We start from the raw sequence: 14,585 nt of genomic DNA on the forward strand, positions 1-14,585 counted from the left end.
AAATTCAGATGGCGCTCCCTAGGGGAATCGAACCCCTGTTTCAGCCTTGAGAGGGCCGCGTCCTAACCGCTAGACGAAGGGAGCGTGAGGGCTAGCCAATAGCCTCGAAATTTGTCCGCCGCAAGGACCCCGACGGGCCTTTTAGGGCTCATTGGCGAATTTCAGCCTTCCGGCCGGCTTCAGGGTATGGGCGTCGAAGGTGCGGATCTCGACGACCCCGCCGAGATCCAGCGTGACCACGAGGCGGTCGCCGGCGACCCCGGTCGCGACGATTTTGGCGCCCTTGGGCAGCGTGGCGGTGACGTCGCTGGCCGCCTCAGTCGCCCTTCCCTCCGACTTGAAAAGGCGGTAGCCCACCGCGATCAGCACGGCGCAGATCCCCAGCGCCGTGGTCAACCCCGCGATCAGCATCATCCGCCGCACCCGCGCGAACAGCGCGGCCTGCTCGGGGGTCGGTTCGGGAACAGCGGTATCAGACGTCGTCATGGAAAGCTCAGGCTCTGCGCAAAGGTTGGAGGTTGTCGTTGCCGGCGACGAGGGTTCGGTCCGGCTCGACCGCGTGCTGGCGGCGCGTCTGCCGGAGCTGTCGCGATCGAGGCTGAAAGCCCTGATCCTGGCGGGCGCGGTACACCTGAAGGCCTCCGCGGTCCGCGACCCCGCTTATCACGTCGCATCCGGCGATACGATCATAATCGACGTGCCGGAGGCGGCTCCGCCGGAGCCGAAGGGGGAGGATATCGCCCTCGATATCGTGTTCGAGGACGACGACATCGTCGTTCTCAACAAGCCGAAGGGGCTGGTGGTGCATCCCGCCGCCGGCCACGAGACCGGCACGCTGGTAAATGCGCTGATCGCCCATTGCGGCACCTCACTCTCGGGCATCGGCGGGGTGCGCCGGCCCGGCATCGTGCACCGGCTCGACAAGGACACGACCGGGCTGATGGTGGTCGCCAAGAACGACCTCGCCCACGCCTCGCTGACCGCGCAATTCGCCGACCACGGCCGCACCGGCGAGATGCGCCGCGGCTACATGGCCTTCGCCTGGGGCCTGCCGGGCCGGCATCGCGGCACCGTCGATGCGCCGATCGACCGCCATCCGCATGCGCGCGAGAAGATGGCGGTGCGCCAGGGCGGCCGCGAGGCGGTGACGCATTGGGACGTCGTGGAGAGCTTTGCCGGGCGCGACGGCAAGCCGATTGCGACGCTGCTCGCCTGCGAGCTCGAGACCGGGCGCACCCACCAGATCCGCGTCCACCTCGCCCATATCGGCCATCCCCTAATGGGCGATGCGGTCTATGGCCCGCATTTCAAGACCAAGGCGAACCAGCTTGGCCCGGAATCGCAAGCTGCTTTGGCAGCGCTGGGGCGGCAGGCCCTGCATTCGTATTTGCTGGTATTGGAGCACCCGAGGACCGGAGAATTACTCCACTGGGAGGCGCCTTTGCCGGAGGATTTGCTTCTCCTTCAGGGCGCGCTGAAAGCGGCGCAATGACGCAGGAGCTTTAAGAAAAGCGTTACATTACAAAAGATTATAGCTGCCACACGGGGACGTGACGTCAGCAATCCTTCCCTTTTTGACCCCCCATGGGGTATATTGCGCCTGCGTTGGAAATGACCAACGCGGAACATCGCAGCTACGGCCGGCTTTAACACAGCGGTCGTCTGCCTGGCCCGCCGCTATCGGGGGCCTGAACCTTTGGAGGGCTTCAGTATGGCCCGTACCGCTGCTTTGCCGGTCCTCAATGGAGAATCCGGCCTTTCCCGTTACCTCGCCGAGATCCGCAAGTTCCCGATGCTGGAACCTCAGCAGGAATACATGCTCGCCAAGCGTTGGCGCGAACATGACGATCGCGACGCGGCGCACCAACTCGTCACCAGCCATCTCCGGCTCGTGGCCAAGATCGCCATGGGCTATCGCGGCTACGGCTTGCCGATTTCCGAGGTCGTCTCGGAAGGCAATGTCGGCCTGATGCAGGCGGTCAAGCGCTTCGAGCCCGAGAAGGGCTTTCGTCTCGCCACCTACGCGATGTGGTGGATCAAGGCGTCGATTCAAGAGTACATCCTGCGTTCCTGGTCGCTCGTGAAGATGGGCACCACCGCGAACCAGAAGAAGCTGTTCTTCAACCTGCGCAAGGCGAAGAGCAAGATCAACGCGCTGGACGAAGGCGATCTGCGCCCCGACCAGGTGAAGATCATTGCCAAGCGCCTCGGCGTCACCGATCAGGACGTGATCGACATGAACCGCCGCCTCGGCGGCGATGCCTCGCTGAACGCGCCGATCCGCGACGACGGCGAAGCCGGCGAATGGCAGGACTGGCTGGTCGACAATACGCCCAACCAGGAAGCCATGCTGGCCGAGCACGAGGAATATGACGAACGCCGTGACGCGCTGAACGGCGCCATGGGCGTGCTCAACCCGCGCGAACGCCGCATCTTCGAGGCCCGCCGCCTCGCCGATGAGCCGATGACGCTGGAAGACCTCGCCGCCGAGTTCGGCGTGTCGCGCGAGCGCGTCCGCCAGATCGAGGTCCGCGCCTTCGAGAAGGTGCAGTCCGCGGTCAAGGGCACGATCGCAAGGGCCGAACAGGCCGCGCTGGAAGCCGCGCATTAAGCGGAGCGTTTCCGCGGCAAGAGATTGGCGGATCGAAAAAGACAGAAAGCCGGCGGCAACGCCGGCTTTTTTGTTGGCTGATGAGAAGCGCCGCTCCACACGCGGTGTCATGCCCCGGCTCGAACGGGGCATCCAGTACGCCGCAGCGGTTGTGGTCGCCGCGGGATCTCCAATGCGCGCCTCTGGAATACTGGATCGCCCGGTTGAACCGGGCGATGACAGCAGTGGTTGTGGTTGTCGTGCGAGAATCACACTCTCCTCGTCCCGGCCGACATAGAACCAAGCTCGCCTTGAACCCCCGCGTCCGGTCACCCGACCCAACATGATCAGGCCGACAGCATCGATAGGACACCCACCGTGTCGATCATCCTGCAATCCACCGTCGGCGGCTTCGAAGCCCAGTTCATGCGCAAGCTGCCGCTGGTCGAGCAGGCGATGCGCGAGCACGGACTGGAGCCGTCGGAGTTCGTGATCTCCAAGGACTATGCGGGCACGGCGACGATCCCGCTGATGGGTCCCTTCTTCTATAGCTACAGCGTGTTCTTCGGCGATGAGCAATTCACCGTCACCGAGCCGAACGACATGGTGTTCCTGGATTACTTCTTCAAACGCGTGCTGGCCGTGGACGAACCGCCCGAGCTGCCGCGCCGGCCGGGATTGATCCGGCAGCTGTTCGGCTGGATGGCGCAGGCGGTGTGATCTTCCCCTCGCCCGTTGTGGGAGACGGGTGACGGTTCTCTCCGCGTGTCCGAATTCGTAGGGTGGGCAAAGGCGCGCTGGCGCCGTGCCCACGAATTCTCTCCAGTTACATGCAAATGGTGGGCACGCTTCGCTTTGCCCACTCTACGGCTTGCGTTACCCCCGAAGGATACCCCTCATCCGGCGCCATAGCCGAAGCTTCGCTTCGGCGTTCTCAATAACGGCGGCCGAAGGCCGCCTATGCCACCTTCTTCCGCAAGGGGAAAAGGAAGTGCACCGTCACCGCTAACTCTATTCCCCCCACACCCGCGCCAGGGTCGCGAGCCAGCAGCCTTCGCAGTAGCGCGCGTCCTTGTAGTCGATCCAATTGTGGGCATAGACGCGCTCGAGCGGGATGCCGTAGCGCGCGCGCAGCAGCTTGACGAGGATCTTCCACGTCGCGACCTGCGCCTCCGTGGGGCCTGCCGCGACATCGGGATAGTTGCCTGCGAACTCGACGCCGATCGAGTTGTCGCGCACGACCTGGCGGTAGGTCGAGCTGTTGTCGATGTACTTGTTGTCGTTGCGGTTGGCGCCGTCGCCATGGGTCGGCACCAGGTTTTCCGCGACCGCCCAATAGACCGTGCCGTCGGTCTCGACCCACACCGTGACGCCGCGCCGCGTCGGGGCCTTCGCTTGCGCTTGCGCGCCGCCGCGCGCCGAGCCCGCCGGCCCTTCGGTCTGGTGCACGATGATGTTGCGCCAGGGTTTTGCGTCGCGGACGTCGCCCCATGGCGCCAACCAGACCATCTTCAGGCCGGGGATGTCGGGCGTGCCGGTGGCGCGCGCGAGCTTTGCCAGTTCGGCATCCTCGGCAATGGCGGGGACGATCAGACAGAGAGCGGCGAGAACGGCTACGAGCAGGCGAGATATCATCATCCGGATCCGATCACGGACGCTGGTCTAGCACGGCTCTAGGCGAATTTTGCGCGCGCCCTCGTGAGAATCGACCGGCTCGGGCGAGAGCGGCGGCGCCGGATCGTAGACGGCAAAGTCGTTCTTGCCGTTCTTCTTGGCGGCGTAGAGCGCGTGGTCGGCGTTGGCCATCAGGCGGTCCGGGAATGAGCCAATGCCGCGATCCCATTGCGCGACGCCGATCGAGATCGCGATCGGGATCTCGTCGCCGGTGCAGGCCTCGGCATCCTGACGGCAGACCTCGAGCACACGGCGGGCGATCGCGGCGGCCTCGCGCAAGGACGAGGACGGCAGCACGACGCAGAACTCGTCGCCGCCGGTGCGGGCGAGCATGTCGCCGGGCCGCAGGCGCGTCTGCGCCATCAGGGTGAAGTGCTTCAGGCAGGTATCGCCGGCGGCATGGCCGTGGGTGTCGTTGATGGTCTTGAAGCCGTCGAGATCGATCACCAGCAGCGAGAACGGCGCACCATTGCGCTCGGAGCGGGCGCATTCCTCGGTCAGGCGCTGCAGCAGATGCCGCCGGTTGGCGACGCCGGTGAGATCGTCGAGCAGAGCGAGGTCGGCAACCTCGCCCCGCAGGCGGTCCATCGCCATCAGCAGAAAGCCGAAATTGAGCGTCATCGACAGAAACAGCAGCCCCAGCACCATGACGGCATGGGCCTGGCCGCCGGCCCGTGCCGAGAGATCGTGGCCGAGCAGATTGCCCACCGTGCGGGCAACAAGGATCGCGAGGATGGTGAGAATGACGATGCTGGACAGTCGTGCGCCCGGGCTGACGCGGCCCTCCGGCGGCGACAGCAGCAGATGCAGCGCCAGCGCCAGCGGCAAGGCCTGACCGAGCGTGTAGCTGAGCATGCGCATCTGCATGTGATCGAAGCCGACCATGAAGACCACGACGCCGGCAAGGCTCAAGCCTCCCGTCGCCGTCATCAGGCGCCATGAGACCGGCCGGTCATAGAAGCGCTGAATGCCCATGGCGGCGAGGCAGCTCGCGGCGATCACACCGGCTGCGCCGAGCAGAAGCGGCAAGGGAGACGCGACGAACAGGCGGACCAGCGCCGTCATCGCCCCGATCGCGCCGACAAACGACGACGCCATCCAGAAGCGCGCGGCGGCGAATTTCGGATAGGACCGCGTCACGTAGGCCCAAATCACGCCGAGCGCCAGGAAGTTGACGACGAAGACGGTCCACAATGTCGGTACGTTCAGCATGGCGCGTGCGGCACGCGCAGCGTTGCGCTCCCCGTCCCTGCCAGCCGTCCGTCCATGACCCATCCCCGTTTTCTTGCGGAGAAGATGCCGCCGGTGCGCTTAACGGAGTCTCACCGCGATCTGCCAAAACGCGCCTTTGGTTTTGGATTCATGAACGGCGAAGGGCGATTGTCGGATCGTTAGGGATGTCGGCGGCGACGGCGCTTCGATGCCGCGATGCGGATTCGCGCACCAAAATCACCCGAAAATGCATCTGAGCTGTGGATAACGCGATGACACCGATGTGACAGCGCGGGGCAGAGACCTGCGAATCTGCTGAGTTTGTCGTCGAGGATGTTGCGAGGCTGGCCCTCCGCCGAGCATCCCTCGTGTCGCGTTCCACCATTAACCCTTAAGAGGATCCTATGGCTAAGAAAGCGAAGAAGGCGGCGAAGAAGAAGGCGAAGAAGGCCAAGAAGGCGAAGAAGAAGTAACGAGGCTTCTTTTTCTTTGCCCGGGTGGAGCCTCGCTCCGCCCGGGCGTCGGGAAGGATCGAACGAGTTTGAAGACGGCGGGCGCAAGGCCCGCTTTTTTATTGGGTGGCGTTGAAGACGTGGACACTCTTGCAGCGTCATGACCGGGCTTGACCCGGGCATGACGATTTCGAGAGGTGAAGGGAAATTACCTTTCCGCGAACGCCAGCTTGGCGCCGAGCGCCGCAAAGCCGGCGGCGAAGCTGCGGCGCAGCCAGGCCATGACGCCGGGACGGGAGATGACGCGCTCGCGCACGGAGGCGGCGCAGAGGCCGTAGACGACGAACACCGCAAACGTCATCGCCATGAAGGCGCCGCTCAATTCCAGCATGCGCGCCAGCACATGGGCCTCGTCCGCGGCGATGAACTGCGGCAGGAAGGCGAGAAAGAAGATCGACAGCTTTGGATTGAGGATGTTGATGAGGAAGCCGGTGACGATGACGCGGTGGGCCGACCGCTCCTTGATCTCGCCGCCAACCGCCAGCGTCCCAGTCTCGCGCAGCGCCTGCCAGGACATGTAGAGCAGATAGGCGACACCGCACCATTTCAACGCGGCGAAGGCGAGTGCGCTGGTGTGGAGCACCGCGGCAAGGCCGAGCATCGCAGCACACATGTGCGGCACGATCCCGAGCGTGCAGCCGAACGCCGCGGCGACGCTGGCGCGCGAGCCACGGGTGAGCGCCGCGGCCAGCGTGTAGAGCACGCCGGTGCCGGGCGAAGCGACGACGATGAGCGAGGTGAGCAGGAAGGACCAGGACATCGGCGGACCTTATCAGCCCTCCTCGCGACGAGGAAGCCGGGCCGGGTCCACGGGATGACGGGGAAGAACCGCCTACCACCGCAAAGCGGCGGTTATCCGTCACCCTGAGGTGCTCGCCTCTTCGGCGAGCCTCGAAGGGCGACGGCCCGGCTGTAGCCGCATCCCGGACGCTCATCCTTCGAGGCTCCCGATGGGGCGCTACGCGCCCCATCACTCGCACCTCAGGATGACGGGCGGAGATCGGAATTGCGTGGTTGCAAACTGAAGGGCTCCCCTCAGGACAGCTGCGCGATCTCGGCCTCGCGCAGAACGTCGAGCGGCGCCCAGGGTTTGGCCCAGAACTTGGCGCCTGCGGGCAAGGCCTGCATCAGGGGGCGGCCGGAAGTGACGACGATGTCGAGCCTGGGATTGCGGTCCTTGGCGACGTGAGCGAGCTCGACGCCGTTCATGCGGCCGGCGAGCTGGACGTCGGTCAGCATCAGGCAGAGCGCGCCGGCGCTCTTGTCGAGGACGCGCTCGGCGGCCTCGGCGCTCTCGCACTGGATGACCTGGTAACCGCTCTCTTCCAGCAGAAGACTCAGCATCTCCCGCTGCATGACGTCATCCTCAACGATCAGCGCTGTCGCACGAAATGGCTGTGCTTGTCCCATCAGCGTCTCCCAATGCTTGCTTGCGTAACGTATGTTAAGGAGCCAATTCGCTCTCGGTTCGGTTCCATTCTGAAAAAATGTAAATCATAGTTCCATCGACGAGGGCTTGACGGGGGACATCATGACTGCGATTCGCGGCGCCGCCGCCATCACGGGGGCGGCCAGCGGCATCGGCCGCGCGCTGGCCATCGAGCTTGCGCAGCGCGGCTGCGATCTCGCGCTGGCCGATCGCGACGAAGCCGGGCTGAAGACGCTCGCTGCGGAGATCGGAGCAACACGCAAGATTAGCCTGCACCGCGTCGACGTCGGCGAGGCGGACGACATCGCGCAGTTCGCGGCCGAGGCGATAGCGGCGCATCCCGCGCTCGGCATCGTCGTCAACAATGCCGGCGTGGCGCTGATGGGCTCGTTCGAGGAGATCGACCAGGCGCAGATGGACTGGCTGTTCGACATCAATTTCTGGGGCGTGGTGCACGGCACGCGCGCCTTCCTGCCGCATCTGAAGACGAGACCGGAGGCGCACATTGTCAATCTCTCCTCGATCTTCGGCATCATCGCGCCGCCGGGCCAATCGGCCTATGCGGCGGCGAAATTCGCGGTGCGCGGCTTTTCCGAGAGCGTGCGGCACGAGCTCGCGGTGGCGGGCAGCCCCATCAGACTGTCGGTCGTGCATCCCGGCGGCGTCGCCACCGCGATCGCGCGCAACTCCCGCACCGGCGCTGGCGTCACCGACAATGCCCGCCGCGCGCAGTCGATCGAGCGGTTCGAGAACGCGGCGAAGACCACGCCGAAGGATGCCGCGCTGCGCATCATCAGGGGTATCGAGAAGAACGAGCCGCGCATCCTGATCGGCAACGACGCCCGCTTCATGGACCTGCTCCAGCGCTTCCGCCCAGGGAGTTATTGGGCGCCGCTGCAAAGGAAGCTGGAGCGGATGGCGAAGGGGAAGTGAATTCGTAGGATGGGTAGAGCGCAGCGAAACCCATCATGTTGCCGCGAGAAGGGGGCGCGATGGGTTTCGCTTCGCTCTACCCATCCTACAAGCTGCCGCTGTCGTAGGGTGGGCAAAGCGAAGCGTGCCCACGCATTTTTCGCGATCGAGAGAGATGGTGGGCACGGCGCTTCGCGCCTTTGCCCACCCTACGAGTTCTGTCATTCCCCGCGTAGGCGGGGAATCCAGTACGCCGCTGCCTCTCGGTTCAATCACTACTGTCTCTGGAATACTGGATCGCCCGGACAAGTGTTTAGTCCGGAGACATGGCTGACACCTGTTCGGACACATCACTGACAGGTTGGCCATTGGTCAAGTCGATCGATGCGACCTGCCAGCTGGCGAAGAAGATGCCGTAATGGCCATCGCGGTCCAGCGGCCGGATGGCGAGGCGCTCGCGGGCGAAGGCCTGGGGAACCTTCCAGAAGCGCCCCTTGAAGGAGATGTAGGGTCTTGTCGATGAGACTCTGCGCACGATCTCACCGCTGTCGTATTCGACGATCGGAACGCGAGCCGGCATGGCACGGGTGCTCGGCCGGAAGCGATCGGCGGGGACGTGCATATCGAGGCCCTGGTGGGGACGTTCCAGATTGTAGACTGGCCGCCAGGCGTCGAAGGCGCGCTGGACCTCCGGCAGAGTGCGGAAGCGACGCATGGCAAGAACCTCGGCCTTCAGGGTGCGATGGAAGCGTTCGTTCTTGCCGCGCGCCTGCGGGTGACAGGGCCTGGCATGCACCACCCTGACACCGAGCTTGAGCAGCCACACCTTCAGCCCGGTCCAACGAACACCTGACGTATCGCCCCACGGTGAGCCGTTGTCGGTGTAGAAAGCCTCCGGCAGGCCGTAGCAGCGGAACGTCGTCGTCAGATGATCCTGCACGGTAAGACGCTGCTCGTCGGCGCAGGCCTTCAGGCACAGGACATAGCGCGAGTGATCGTCGACAATTGTCAGCGGATGACATCGCGTCCCGTTGGCGAGCGGCAGGTGTCCCTTGAAGTCCATCTGCCACAGCAGGTTAGGAGCTTCCTTCTCGAAGCGATGCCCCGGATTGGGCGGTGCATTCTCGCTTGGCTTGACCCGACCGTGCCGACACAGGATCTGGTGCACCGTTGACGGCACGGGCACCGTCTGCCCGCGCCGCTTCAGGCAGTGAGCGATCTTCCGCGCTCCCCAAGCCGGATGCTTGTCCCGCACGGCCAGAACCTGTGCCTCGACCGCAGCCTCACTGCGCTTGGGCATCGCATGCGGGCAACGGCAGCGGTCGGCCAGCTCTCGATCGCCAGCCTGCCAGCGCCGCAGCCATTTGTAGCCCACGTCAGGGCTGATGTTGAACCGTCGGCACAACTCGCGCCGATTGGCGCCCTCCTGCAAAGCCAGCCGCACGAACTCGTGACGCTGATCCATTGCTGACACCTCACTCCAGGGCATGGACGGCCTCCCGAATCGGACCAATCCAGCCAATGTTGATGTGTCAGCTATGTCTCCGAACACCCGTCAGTGATCTGTCCGGGCTAAACAGAAAGCCGGGCGATGACACCGACTATGTAGTCACTGCCCCGCCAGCCGGTCCGCGAAATAGCCGATTGTCTTGCGGTAGATCACCGCCCTGTTCCACTCGCGCATCGCCTCGAAATTCGGCGTGCCTTCGCCGTAGGGCTGGCCCATCTTGAACCCGCTGGTGTGCAACAGGTTCGCGGTCGAGGCGAGCACGTCGGGGACGCTGTGGCGGAGATCGACATGACCATCGCCGTCGAAATCGACGCCGTATTTGATGTAGGACGACGGCAGGAATTGGGTCTGGCCGATCTCGCCGGCAAAGGCGCCGATGAGGTCGCGCAGCGGCAGGTCGCCGCGCTGCACGATCTTGAGGGCGGCAAGCAACTCGCCCTGGAAAAGGTCGGTGCGGCGGCAATCATGCGCGAGCGTTGCCAGCGTGCGGACCACCGGCATCTTGCCGATGTCGCCCTTGCCGAAATCGCTCTCCAGCCCCCAGATCGCGACCAGGATATAACGGGGCACGCCGAACTGCTGCTCGATGCGCGAGAGCAGCGCGCCGTGGCGCTGCAAGAGCGCGCGGCCACCATTGATGCGGCCCGGGCCGACGCGGGTCGAGACGTATTGCTCGAAGCTCTTGTTGAAGGTGTGGCGCTGGCGCCGGTCGAAGGCGAGCACCGCGCCGTCGGGAGTGACGCCGCTGAGCGCCGCGTTGGTCACGCTCGCCGAGACGCCGGCCGCTTGCGCTTCCTGCGCCATGGTGGCGACGAAGCTGTTGAAGTCGCCGCCGCAGCGCGCGGCCTGCGCCGATCCACCGGCCCAACAGAGGATGAAGGCCGTGGCCAGGGCGTGTCTCAACATGCGGGAATTTCCTCTGAGGAATGAGCGCGGAAAGCGCGCGATCATGCCCGGGAACCGGATTCGCGTCAAAGCGGCAAATCCCCGCCAGAACCAATCGCAGCTTGGGCGCGACAAATGAACTGCTAGCCCCGTCCCAGCCGATCGAGGTGACCATGCTCCTTCCGCCCCGGATGCTCGCTGTCCTCGCCTTGCTCTCCTTCAGCAACAATGCCGCCTTCGCGCAGACACGCGACGTCGCGGGCGCGCGCGACTATCCCGGCATCGGCCGGTTCGCCGGCAGCGTCATCACCGGCTATGTGGCGAAGGATTTTGACGCGGCGCGGATGCAGGCAGCAAGCTTCAGGGACGGCCAGCCGACCGATGCCCGGCAGCTCGAAGGCCGCATCGTCCGCATCGCCTATCGCACCAATCCCGGTCCCTCGATCCTGGAGGTGTCGCGCAATTTCGAGACGCAGCTTGCCAAGGCCGGCTTCGAGACCTTGCTGGCCTGCGACACGGACGCCTGCGGCGCCATCCCCTTCACCGAGAGCATCGACACGCTGCCGGTGCCACAGATGTGGATCGACGGCTTCAACTACCGCTATTTTGCCGGCCGCAAGGCGGAGAGCGGACGCGAGATCTATGCCAGCGTCATCGTCAGCCAGAACAACCAGGATATCACCGCGCAGCTCACCATCGCCGAGGTCGGGGCCATCGCGAACAAGATGGTCGACGCCGCCGCGATGGCGAAGGGATTTGGCGAGACCGGCCACATCGCGCTCTACGGCATCTATTTCGACACCGACAAGGCCGTGCTGAAACCGGAAAGCCGTCCGACGCTGGAGCAGATCGCAAAGCTGCTCGCGAGCCAGCCGCAGTTGAGCGTCTTCATCGTCGGCCACACTGACAGCCAGGGCGCCTATGAATACAATCTCGATCTGTCGAAGCGACGCGCGGAGGCAGTCGCCGCCGAGCTGGTCAAGAGCTTTCGGATCGTGCCGACACGCCTGCGCACCGCCGGCGTCGGCCTGCTGGCACCGGTCGGCCCGAACGCGACGGATGCCGGCCGCGCGCTCAACCGGCGGGTGGAGCTGGTGGCGCCGTGAAACGTCGCACCGGAGTTTGATGCGGGTCAATATCGCGGCACGATCGGCGTGAGATGGGATGGTCGCAGACATCCTTTCCCTCGTCGTTCCCGGCGCGACAATGTCCGAGGCAACCGGCCGTGCCCGACCATGAGAACAAGCCTAGCCGCCCCGCCCTGCTCCGCATTCCCCTGTTCCGCCCGCTTGCCATCAACCTTGCGATCGGCGCCTGTGCCGCGACGCTGCTCGTCGGAGGACTGCTCTGGCTCAACCCCGGACATCTGCGCGAGCTGATCTTCGTCGACCGCGCACCCGGCATTGCCCTCGTCTTATTACTTGCCTCCTTCCTCATCACCTTCGGCTCGGCCGCGATGGGCAGCGCGATCATGGCGCAGGGACGCAAGGAGGACAGCGGCAAAGGCGGCGGACACCGATCACGGCTTGCCGCGCAGGAGGTGGCGCAGCGTACGCGCGCGCATTGAGATACGCGCGGCGACGATGGAACCCGCTTGGCGCGCATCGGATCACAGCACCTGCACGCAGGCGGGAAGACGTGCAGGCTCGCGCAGCTTCAGACACAGCGCGCACCACGCACGCTGCGTTGCGAGGCCGCGAAGATGAACGAAGTGGTTTGACGATCCAAACAATTGCTTTGATGTGGTTCCACATCGCACATCGCAACCGACGCAATCAGATGCGCTCGCTGCGACATCAACACCGCCCCGATTAGCCTTGCCATCGCAGGGCGTCTTCTATAGTCTTCTATTCTAGGTTGTCACCCCGCCAGCCCCGGGTGACGCTGAAGACCAAAAATAAACGGCGGGCTTCGGCCCGCCGTTTATTGAGGGCCCGCGCGAGTTGCGCAGCTGGGCATCGAACTCACTTGGACATCGAACTCACTTGGTCTGTTTCGCGATCCAGGATGCGTTCTCCGCCGCCAAAATGTTTTCGCAGTCGTTGACGAGGTCCGACAACGGTTGTTTCGCGCCGTCCACGCGTCGCTGCAGCTGCAATGCAGTTGCCCGATACGTCACCACGAGAAAGCTATAACGCTCCGCCTCGATATGGGCGATGACGGCGCCGCCGAGGGTCGTAAGCACGGCCGTCAACGCGGCGAGATCAAAGTGGATGCCCAGAATGATGGGCTTGGCAACCACGCTGGCAAGAGCCGTGAGTAGCGTCGCGGCTGCCGCCAAAACCAGCTCCAGGGACCTGAGCCGCCGAGCCCTCGACTGGTACTCCCTGGCCCGGGCCTCATAATATGCGATCTGCTTGCCAGCCCGCTTCGCCAGATACTCATCGATCCCAAGAGAAACGCGCGGCGATGATCCCTGGTCCTTGGCCGGGATTTGCTGCTCGAGCAATTCCCTGGCGTCTTCATCGATCTTCAGAAGCTCAGCACCGAGAACGGCGTCCGCCCTGGCCGGACCGTCATAGGGCGCAGCTTTCGTCGCGTATCGATAGGCCTCACGTTTCAAGCGTTCCGAGATGGCGCGGGCGCGAACCCAGGCGGCGATGCGCTCGGGACCGAGCAAGCGGTGCGTGAAGAAGGTCGCGAATGCGAGGCATATCGCCGCCGTGATCGCGACAAAGGTGCGGGGGTTGGCATTTCCTTCCGGCAGCTGGCTCGCCACTGCCGCCAACACCGCGCCCAGCGAAGATAGTGCAAAGACGCACCACCGCGCGCGGTCGATCGTCGACTTCATCGCGTTCGCAGTGGTCGACCATTTGGCCTGACTATCCGCAACGGATTCCAAGATGGTCATCGTCGTCCCCCCAAAATGCTTTCGTTGAACACACGGTGTCAGGGCAATTGGCGCGATCGGCGTCGCGGAGGCGTGCGCCCCCAAATACAGCGGAGCAATTGAAAGCTTCATGCTCCTCCAAGATCAACCTCAGGTCAAGCACGTCGCGCCGGGTTCAATCCGCTGACGGTAAGCAAACCCTAGCGCCTCTTCCCGAGGAGCCGAGCCGTCCTATGGCGGGCCCTAAAGTCATTTGACTGCGGCGTACTTATCGACGACAAGCCGCCATGGCCAAAAAACCCGGAACCAATCCCAAAGGCGAATTCGCCTTCTTTAATGTCTTTTATGAAGACGATTCCCAACGCTCCAACCGCCGCGTGCCCTCAGAACTGCTCGGCGGCCTCGATGGCGATGAACCCGCCCGCGCCTTCATCATGGAGCAGGATCGCGAGATCGCGGAGAAGAGCGGCCGACCGGCGCTGGAGATCAAGCGGATCGAGCGGGTCGGGGTGAAGAAGAAGTAGCCCGACAAAGGCAGGCGCTCACCAGCGCCCGCACCATCTGTTCCAGGCAAATAGCAGATCGGCAAAACGGTCGTAAAAGAACCGCGTGAACGGCAGCGCCATGCGATTGCCGAACAGCGGCGCAAGCCACCCCTCCCCGGGCGTTAGCCGCCACAGCGCAATCGCGACATCCGCGCCGACGATAAGCCGTCCAGCCTCATCGGTCGCATGCAGGCGATGCCTGATGTCGTCGAGCGAAGCGCCAAAGTGCGCCAGCGCATCAGGCTGTTCGTTGATGTCCTTGAACTCAACGGTGCCCTCACGCACCAGCGCCAGCAGCTTGTTGCGCTGCCAGTCGATGCCGGCATCGCAGACGGGGCAGCGGGTGTTGTACCAGACGGTGAGGTGAACCGGCATCATCGAAGCATAGATGTCGATCCCCGCGACGTCGAGGCTGGAGCCATCGACCTGGATTTCGAGAAGATTAGCGCACCTTTTCTCGTTGAAAATGAATCGCGCCGGTAGGCA

At 64.3% G+C, this 14,585-nt stretch carries 16 protein-coding genes and 1 tRNA gene; 7 read left to right on the forward strand and 10 right to left on the reverse strand.

Annotation, left to right across the window (positions count from 1 at the left end; genetic code table 11):
• Positions 1-9 precede the first annotated feature (9 nt).
• Together IVB26_RS32580 and IVB26_RS32585 are read right to left on the reverse strand one after the other, a co-directional pair.
• Positions 10-84: transfer RNA gene (locus IVB26_RS32580), tRNA-Glu, on the reverse strand.
• Positions 85-141: 57 nt separating this feature from the next.
• Positions 142-486, reverse strand: coding sequence for a hypothetical protein (locus IVB26_RS32585; protein ID WP_247969101.1), 345 nt, complete (start codon positions 484-486; stop codon positions 142-144).
• Between IVB26_RS32585 and IVB26_RS32590 the strand changes: the two genes are divergently transcribed.
• The 3 genes from IVB26_RS32590 (at position 485) to IVB26_RS32600 (ending at position 3,310) form a co-directional block, all read left to right on the forward strand.
• Positions 485-1,492, forward strand: a complete 1,008-nt coding sequence (locus tag IVB26_RS32590; RefSeq protein ID WP_247969102.1) for an RluA family pseudouridine synthase — start codon at positions 485-487, stop codon at positions 1,490-1,492. The genes IVB26_RS32585 and IVB26_RS32590 overlap by 2 nt on opposite strands.
• A gap of 219 nt (positions 1,493-1,711) precedes the next feature.
• Positions 1,712-2,611, forward strand: a complete 900-nt coding sequence (gene rpoH, locus IVB26_RS32595; protein ID WP_018318222.1) for an RNA polymerase sigma factor RpoH — start codon at positions 1,712-1,714, stop codon at positions 2,609-2,611.
• Between the two features lie 357 nt (positions 2,612-2,968).
• The gene (locus IVB26_RS32600) at positions 2,969-3,310 is read left to right on the forward strand and encodes a hypothetical protein (RefSeq protein WP_247969103.1); all 342 of its coding nucleotides are present in this window, start codon (positions 2,969-2,971) and stop codon (positions 3,308-3,310) included.
• A gap of 291 nt (positions 3,311-3,601) precedes the next feature.
• Here IVB26_RS32600 and IVB26_RS32605 read toward each other — a convergent pair whose 3' ends face one another.
• The 4 genes from IVB26_RS32605 to IVB26_RS32620 form a co-directional block, all read right to left on the reverse strand.
• Entirely contained in the window at positions 3,602-4,228 is a 627-nt protein-coding gene (locus IVB26_RS32605; protein WP_247969104.1) for a peptidoglycan recognition protein family protein, read from the reverse strand.
• Positions 4,229-4,252: 24 nt separating this feature from the next.
• Positions 4,253-5,476: a GGDEF domain-containing protein gene (locus tag IVB26_RS32610; protein ID WP_247973329.1), complete on the reverse strand. Its 1,224-nt coding sequence runs from the start codon at positions 5,474-5,476 to the stop codon at positions 4,253-4,255.
• Positions 5,477-6,136: 660 nt separating this feature from the next.
• The gene (locus IVB26_RS32615; RefSeq protein WP_247969105.1) at positions 6,137-6,748 is read right to left on the reverse strand and encodes a LysE family translocator; all 612 of its coding nucleotides are present in this window, start codon (positions 6,746-6,748) and stop codon (positions 6,137-6,139) included.
• A gap of 275 nt (positions 6,749-7,023) precedes the next feature.
• Complete coding sequence (locus IVB26_RS32620) at positions 7,024-7,398, reverse strand: response regulator (protein ID WP_247969106.1); 375 nt, start codon at positions 7,396-7,398, stop codon at positions 7,024-7,026.
• A gap of 121 nt (positions 7,399-7,519) precedes the next feature.
• Between IVB26_RS32620 and IVB26_RS32625 the strand changes: the two genes are divergently transcribed.
• Positions 7,520-8,350, forward strand: coding sequence for an SDR family NAD(P)-dependent oxidoreductase (locus tag IVB26_RS32625; protein WP_247969107.1), 831 nt, complete (start codon positions 7,520-7,522; stop codon positions 8,348-8,350).
• A gap of 292 nt (positions 8,351-8,642) precedes the next feature.
• On the opposite strand, the gene IVB26_RS32630 is transcribed toward IVB26_RS32625, so the two are convergent.
• Together IVB26_RS32630 and IVB26_RS32635 are read right to left on the reverse strand one after the other, a co-directional pair.
• Positions 8,643-9,818 carry an IS481 family transposase gene (locus IVB26_RS32630; RefSeq protein WP_247968820.1) on the reverse strand — a complete coding sequence of 392 codons (1,176 nt, stop codon included), beginning with the start codon at positions 9,816-9,818 and terminating at the stop codon, positions 8,643-8,645.
• Positions 9,819-9,938: 120 nt separating this feature from the next.
• Positions 9,939-10,745, reverse strand: coding sequence for a lytic murein transglycosylase (locus IVB26_RS32635; RefSeq protein WP_247969108.1), 807 nt, complete (start codon positions 10,743-10,745; stop codon positions 9,939-9,941).
• A 152-nt stretch (positions 10,746-10,897) separates the two neighbouring features.
• On the opposite strand from IVB26_RS32635, the gene IVB26_RS32640 reads away from it, so the two are divergent.
• Complete coding sequence (locus IVB26_RS32640) at positions 10,898-11,830, forward strand: OmpA family protein (protein WP_247969109.1); 933 nt, start codon at positions 10,898-10,900, stop codon at positions 11,828-11,830.
• A 119-nt stretch (positions 11,831-11,949) separates the two neighbouring features.
• Positions 11,950-12,291: a hypothetical protein gene (locus IVB26_RS32645; RefSeq protein WP_247969110.1), complete on the forward strand. Its 342-nt coding sequence runs from the start codon at positions 11,950-11,952 to the stop codon at positions 12,289-12,291.
• Between the two features lie 414 nt (positions 12,292-12,705).
• On the opposite strand, the gene IVB26_RS32650 is transcribed toward IVB26_RS32645, so the two are convergent.
• Positions 12,706-13,515: a DUF4231 domain-containing protein gene (locus IVB26_RS32650; RefSeq protein ID WP_247969111.1), complete on the reverse strand. Its 810-nt coding sequence runs from the start codon at positions 13,513-13,515 to the stop codon at positions 12,706-12,708.
• 326 nt (positions 13,516-13,841) lie between these two features.
• On the opposite strand from IVB26_RS32650, the gene IVB26_RS32655 reads away from it, so the two are divergent.
• Positions 13,842-14,078 carry a hypothetical protein gene (locus IVB26_RS32655; RefSeq protein ID WP_018318231.1) on the forward strand — a complete coding sequence of 79 codons (237 nt, stop codon included), beginning with the start codon at positions 13,842-13,844 and terminating at the stop codon, positions 14,076-14,078.
• Positions 14,079-14,096: 18 nt separating this feature from the next.
• On the opposite strand, the gene IVB26_RS32660 is transcribed toward IVB26_RS32655, so the two are convergent.
• Positions 14,097-14,474, reverse strand: coding sequence for a thiol-disulfide oxidoreductase DCC family protein (locus IVB26_RS32660; protein WP_247973330.1), 378 nt, complete (start codon positions 14,472-14,474; stop codon positions 14,097-14,099).
• Positions 14,475-14,585 lie beyond the last annotated feature (111 nt).

Origin of the sequence: Bradyrhizobium sp. 195 (assembly GCF_023101665.1) — a bacterium.
Classification (GTDB): domain Bacteria; phylum Pseudomonadota; class Alphaproteobacteria; order Rhizobiales; family Xanthobacteraceae; genus Bradyrhizobium.

What these genes read in the sequence shown, in the direction of transcription:
- IVB26_RS32585 (WP_247969101.1), bottom strand. Translation starts at nt 486, where the DNA reads ATGACGACGTCTGATACCGCTGTTCCCGAACCGACCCCCGAGCAGGCC.
- IVB26_RS32615 (WP_247969105.1), bottom strand. Translation starts at nt 6,748, where the DNA reads ATGTCCTGGTCCTTCCTGCTCACCTCGCTCATCGTCGTCGCTTCGCCC.
- IVB26_RS32650 (WP_247969111.1), bottom strand. Translation starts at nt 13,515, where the DNA reads ATGAAGTCGACGATCGACCGCGCGCGGTGGTGCGTCTTTGCACTATCT.
- IVB26_RS32620 (WP_247969106.1), bottom strand. Translation starts at nt 7,398, where the DNA reads ATGGGACAAGCACAGCCATTTCGTGCGACAGCGCTGATCGTTGAGGAT.
- IVB26_RS32625 (WP_247969107.1), top strand. Translation starts at nt 7,520, where the DNA reads ATGACTGCGATTCGCGGCGCCGCCGCCATCACGGGGGCGGCCAGCGGC.
- rpoH (WP_018318222.1), top strand. Translation starts at nt 1,712, where the DNA reads ATGGCCCGTACCGCTGCTTTGCCGGTCCTCAATGGAGAATCCGGCCTT.
- IVB26_RS32630 (WP_247968820.1), bottom strand. Translation starts at nt 9,818, where the DNA reads ATGCCCTGGAGTGAGGTGTCAGCAATGGATCAGCGTCACGAGTTCGTG.
- IVB26_RS32635 (WP_247969108.1), bottom strand. Translation starts at nt 10,745, where the DNA reads ATGTTGAGACACGCCCTGGCCACGGCCTTCATCCTCTGTTGGGCCGGT.
- IVB26_RS32640 (WP_247969109.1), top strand. Translation starts at nt 10,898, where the DNA reads ATGCTCCTTCCGCCCCGGATGCTCGCTGTCCTCGCCTTGCTCTCCTTC.
- IVB26_RS32605 (WP_247969104.1), bottom strand. Translation starts at nt 4,228, where the DNA reads ATGATGATATCTCGCCTGCTCGTAGCCGTTCTCGCCGCTCTCTGTCTG.
- IVB26_RS32660 (WP_247973330.1), bottom strand. Translation starts at nt 14,474, where the DNA reads ATGCCGGTTCACCTCACCGTCTGGTACAACACCCGCTGCCCCGTCTGC.
- IVB26_RS32610 (WP_247973329.1), bottom strand. Translation starts at nt 5,476, where the DNA reads ATGCTGAACGTACCGACATTGTGGACCGTCTTCGTCGTCAACTTCCTG.
- IVB26_RS32590 (WP_247969102.1), top strand. Translation starts at nt 485, where the DNA reads ATGGAAAGCTCAGGCTCTGCGCAAAGGTTGGAGGTTGTCGTTGCCGGC.
- IVB26_RS32655 (WP_018318231.1), top strand. Translation starts at nt 13,842, where the DNA reads ATGGCCAAAAAACCCGGAACCAATCCCAAAGGCGAATTCGCCTTCTTT.